This is a genomic window from Nocardia sp. NPDC003345 (assembly GCF_053589395.1).
In genome coordinates, this window is sequence record NZ_JBSFRU010000416.1 from 1 (window position 1) to 4,838 (window position 4,838).

Genomic DNA, 4,838 nt, shown 5'->3' on the forward strand with positions numbered 1-4,838 from the left:
ACACATCTCCCCCGCGACGCAGCGGTTCGTGCTGCGCACCAAATCCCTGCTCGTCGAATTGGCCGAGATCTCGGTGGAGTGCGCGCAGCTGGTCATCGCCTCCGACGACACCGGCACTCCGGTCCTGCCGTCGTGGTTCATCCTGGAGGTCGGCCGCGATCTGCCGCGGCTGGCTGCCCGCAGGTAGCCGTCCATGGGTCGCAACGGGCGGGCGAAGGTTTCACCGTGGCAGCAGGCCGCCCTGGACGGCTGGCGGATCACCCTGGCCCACCCGGCCTTCCGCAATCTCTCCAACCACGCGCTGTACACCCTGGATCCGAGCTCCGACCCCGAACTGTGGGCCGTTTTGGACGGCCGGATCGCCTACCATCCCAAACGCCGGGCGACCGCCGACGAATGGGCGTGGGTTTTCGCGCACTGCCTGCTGCATGCCGGATTCGGTCATACCGATCCGCGAAACACCCATCCCGGCAATATCTTCCGGCTCGACGGCACTTCCTACTCGCAGCCTCGATGGGCGCCCACCGCGGAGTACCGTGCGGCCTGTTGCGCGGCCGTGGACCAGTACCTGGCGACCATGAAGGTCGGCCGGCGTCCCGAACAGTTCCCGGCCGCGGCACCGATCTCCGACGAGACCGCGACCGCGCTGCGCTGGCGCGATACCGCGATCCCGGTCGAGTACCAGCGCGGTGATCACCCCGATTTCCATATCGTCTCCGCCGAGCAGGCCGACCGCGACAACTACCTGAACCGATTCGCCGCCGGTCTCGCCTACGCGGCCCGCGACGCCCTGGCGAAGGCGGGCGGTGAGCATACCGAGCACGGACTCCGCCGGAAACAACCCTGGGATGCGGCACTGGGCTGGTTCGTATCGTCGTATCCCCTGCTCGGGGCGCTGGCCACGGGGATGACGGTGGTCGCCGATACCGAACTCACCCGGCACTGGGATATCTCGATCGCCGCCGTGAACGCCCAGGCCGCCGAGATCTACATCAACCCGCTGGCCGGGTTGAGCGAAGAGCAGTGGCGGTTCGTGCTGGCCCACGAAATGCTGCACGCCGCGCTGCGCCACGGCGAGCGCAACCAATGGCGCGACCCGTATCTGTTCAATGTGGCCTGCGACTACGTGGTGAACGGCTGGCTGGTCGAGATGGCAGTCGGGGAAATGCCCGAGGGCCTGCTCTACGACGGGGACCTGCGGGGCTGCTCCGCGGAGGAGGTCTACGACCGCATCGCCACCGACCTGCGCCGCCTGCGCAAACTGGCGACGCTGCGCGGCCGGGGGCTCGGTGATGTACTCGGCGAACCGATCCCACGCCCCGGCCGGGCCGGCGGCTATGTGGATCTCGACGAGTACTACCGCAACGCACTGGTCACGGGCTTGGCCTATCACATCGCCGGCGGCCGCGGCTTCGTTCCCGCCGCTCTCGAACAGGCGATCCGGGCGCTCGACCAGCCGCCGTTGCCCTGGGACGCCCAGCTGGCCCGCTGGTTCGACGAGTACGTACCGGCGGCCCAACGGCGCCGCAGCTACGCCCGCGCCTCACGCCGCCAATCCGCGACTCCCGATATCCCGCGACCGGCCTGGGCCCGGCCCGAGGAGAACACCCGGCTCCCGACATTCGGGGTGGTGCTGGACACCTCCGGGTCCATGGACACCACTCTGCTCGGGAAGGCGCTGGGGGCGATCGCCGCCTACGCGGCCGCGCGGGATGTGCCGTACGCCCGGGTCGTGTACTGCGATGCCGCCGCGTACGACGCGGGTTATCTGCCGGTCGCCGAGATCGCGCACGGGGTCCGGGTGCGGGGCCGCGGCGGTACGGTGCTGCAGCCCGGGGTGTGGGCCCTCGAGAAGGCGACCGACTTTCCCGGCGACGGGCCGATACTGATCATCACCGACGGGCAGTGCGATGTCCTGCGGATCCGGCGCGATCACGCGTTCCTGGTGCCCGCGGGCGCCTCGCTACCGTTCCGGCCCCGAGGACCGGTGTTCTACCTGCGGTAGCGTCGCATCGCTCGCACTTTCCCGACGGCAAGATCACGCAGGTCCGGCGGCCGGCCGATCTCGCCGCGACCGGCGGGCCCGATCTCGTCGGCGGGCTCGCCTACCGGCGCCGCTCACGCCCTGCTCAGGAGTGCGCTTTCAGATAGTCCAGGTAGAAGCCACGTAGTGCCTCGGCGAGGTCGCCTTCACCCGCGTGGACGTAGTCGTCCAGCATCGGCACCACCCATTTGATATCGGCTTCGCTCTCCCCGACCCGTCCCGCCGCGGCCTCGGCGGCAGGTATCCGGGTGAGCAGTTCCCAGAGGAAGCGGATATCGCCACGACGCACTGCCTGTTTGACGGCGCGATCGTGCAGTTCTTTCGACGAGAGATCGTCCAGCTCCGCGTTCGTGCTCATACCGCCGACTCTAATCCCGCGCGTGCGCGCCGGGCCGGTTTCCCAGCGCGACGGAACTCACCGCGTGGCGCGAGCGCGCGCCGGGCGCGCGCGTGATGCGATGGACGGATGAGCGACGAGCCCCCGGCCACGCCACCCGGGTTCCGGATCAAACGGGTGTACGAGGCACCGGATCCGGACGACGGCTACCGCGTCCTCGTGGACCGTCTGTGGCCACGAGGGGTGGCCAAGAGCGCGGCGCATATCGACGAATGGGCCAAGGACCTCACCCCGTCGAACGAACTGCGCCGCTGGTATCACGAGAACCCGCCGCGCCGCCGCGACGAGTTCGTCGCGCGCTTCCGGGAGGAATTATCGGACCGGACGGCGCACGAGGCGATCGTGCGGTTACGGGGACTGGCCCGGACCCGGCCTCCGGTAACCCTGGTCACCGCGGTGAAGGATCCTGCGAACAGCCACCTGCCGGTGCTGCTGGAGTTCCTCGGGCACTAGCACCGGGTGCCCGGCGCCGATCCGTACCGACCGTCGGGGTGGGCGTGCGGCGGCGCTCCGCCCGCGATTCGGGCACCGGCAACCGGGCAAATCCGAGGCGAACGAGGTGAACATGCGGTGCCGGCCGCCGCCGCGAGGGTTTGCGCCCACCCTGCGCGCGAACCTTTCCGGAATTGTCCGCTCCTGACAAATACCGGGTTTCACCTGCGGAAATAGGCTCTACCAGGAGCGTGTTCACAGCGAATTCATCAAACCCACCCGCATTTCTGCGAGCGCACCCGGCATGTTACGAGGTAGCTTCGATGTGGCGGGTCGCGCGTTGCGGCTCGCTCGGGAGGTCCTGACCGTGACTGAGCAACTCAGTACGAGGGGGCCGGCACCCGGTCCTCGTGGCCGCTGACGTACTCCGCCAGCCGCCATCCGGACCTACCGGCCCAGCGAGACTGTCTGTGTGGGTGCCGCGCAGACCATAGGAGCCTACCGTGACTGATAATCGCTCCGTATCCGCCCCATCGGCGAATTCTCGCTCCATTCAGAAAGGTTTGAAAACCTTCGTCATCGATACCTCGGTGCTGCTGTCCGATCCCTGGGCGGTGACCCGGTTCGGTGAGCATCACGTGGTGTTACCGCTGGTCGTGATCAGCGAACTCGAAGGTAAACGGCACCACCACGAACTCGGCTGGTTCGCCCGTGAAGCCCTGCGCATGCTCGACGATCTGCGCTTGGCCCACGGACGCCTGGACGAACCCCTACCGATCGGCACCGACGGTGGCACCATCCAGGTGGAACTCAACCACACCGATCCCACGGTGCTACCGGTCGGGTTCCGCACCGACAGCAACGATTCCCGCATCCTGGCCTGCGCGTTGAACTTCGCGGCCGAAGGATGCCAGGTGGTGCTGGTGTCCAAGGACATCCCGATGCGCGTGAAGGCCAGCGCGGTAGGTCTGCGAGCGGAGGGATACCACGCGCAGGATGTGGTGACCTCCGGCTGGTCGGGCATGGTCGAAATCGACACCGCCACCGAGATCGTCGACCGCCTCTACAGCGAGTCGGTGGTCGATCTCGACGAAGCCCGGGAACTGCCCTGCCATACCGGTATCCGGCTGCTGGGCAACAGTTCCAGCGCCCTGGGCCGGGTGACCGCGGACAAACGCGTACAGCTGGTGCGCGAACGGGAGGCCTTCGGGCTGCACGGACGCTCCGCCGAACAGCGGGTCGCGCTGGATCTGCTGCTCGACGAAAGCATCGGCATCGTCTCGCTCGGCGGTCGCGCCGGTACCGGTAAATCCGCGCTGGCACTCACCGCCGGCCTGGAAGCGGTGCTGGAGAAGCGCACTCAGCGCAAGGTCGTGGTGTTCCGGCCGCTCTACGCGGTGGGCGGGCAGGAACTGGGCTATCTGCCCGGTACCGAGAACGAGAAGATGGGCCCCTGGGCCCAAGCCGTTTTCGATACCCTCGACGGGCTGGCGAGCCGGGAGGTCATGGAGGAGGTCCTGAGCCGGGATATGCTCGAAGTCCTACCGCTGACACATATCCGGGGCCGGTCGCTGCACGATTCGTTCGTGATCGTGGACGAGGCGCAGTCACTGGAACGCAATGTTCTGCTCACCGTCCTGAGCCGGCTCGGCAGCGGTTCCCGCGTCGTTCTCACCCACGATGTGGCACAGCGCGACAACCTGCGAGTCGGCCGGCACGACGGCGTCGCGGCGGTCATCGAGAAGCTCAAGGGCCATCCGCTGTTCGCTCACATCACCCTCACCCGCAGCGAACGTTCACCGATCGCGGCACTGGTGACCGAGATGCTCGAGGAGTACGGCCCCAACGCCTGAGCTGTGTTTTTGGCGCCGACTCCGTCGGCGCGGGGTTCGGCCCCTGAGGCGTCGGCTCTCAGCCCTCGAGACTTGTGGCTTCGCCACATGCGCTTCGAGGGCTGAGAGCCGA

At 67.9% G+C, this 4,838-nt stretch carries 5 protein-coding genes; 4 read left to right on the forward strand and 1 reads right to left on the reverse strand.

What is annotated here, in order from left to right; all coding sequences use genetic code 11:
- Together ACWDU1_RS29590 and ACWDU1_RS29595 are read left to right on the forward strand one after the other, a co-directional pair.
- The coding region (locus ACWDU1_RS29590; RefSeq protein WP_450003494.1) for a hypothetical protein at positions 1-187 on the forward strand (187 nt) is incomplete at its 5' end.
- A 6-nt stretch (positions 188-193) separates the two neighbouring features.
- Positions 194-2,005, forward strand: coding sequence for a vWA domain-containing protein (locus ACWDU1_RS29595; protein ID WP_450003496.1), 1,812 nt, complete (start codon positions 194-196; stop codon positions 2,003-2,005).
- Between the two features lie 124 nt (positions 2,006-2,129).
- Here ACWDU1_RS29595 and ACWDU1_RS29600 read toward each other — a convergent pair whose 3' ends face one another.
- Positions 2,130-2,402 (reverse strand): hypothetical protein, encoded by a 273-nt coding sequence (locus ACWDU1_RS29600; protein ID WP_450003497.1) that lies wholly within the window; start codon positions 2,400-2,402, stop codon positions 2,130-2,132.
- 108 nt (positions 2,403-2,510) lie between these two features.
- Between ACWDU1_RS29600 and ACWDU1_RS29605 the strand changes: the two genes are divergently transcribed.
- Positions 2,511-2,894, forward strand: coding sequence for a DUF488 domain-containing protein (locus ACWDU1_RS29605; protein ID WP_450003499.1), 384 nt, complete (start codon positions 2,511-2,513; stop codon positions 2,892-2,894).
- 482 nt (positions 2,895-3,376) lie between these two features.
- Entirely contained in the window at positions 3,377-4,726 is a 1,350-nt protein-coding gene (locus ACWDU1_RS29610) for a PhoH family protein (protein WP_450003500.1), read from the forward strand.
- Positions 4,727-4,838: the final 112 nt, after the last annotated feature.

What these genes read in the sequence shown, in the direction of transcription:
- ACWDU1_RS29595 (WP_450003496.1), top strand. Translation starts at nt 194, where the DNA reads ATGGGTCGCAACGGGCGGGCGAAGGTTTCACCGTGGCAGCAGGCCGCC.
- ACWDU1_RS29600 (WP_450003497.1), bottom strand. Translation starts at nt 2,402, where the DNA reads ATGAGCACGAACGCGGAGCTGGACGATCTCTCGTCGAAAGAACTGCAC.
- ACWDU1_RS29605 (WP_450003499.1), top strand. Translation starts at nt 2,511, where the DNA reads ATGAGCGACGAGCCCCCGGCCACGCCACCCGGGTTCCGGATCAAACGG.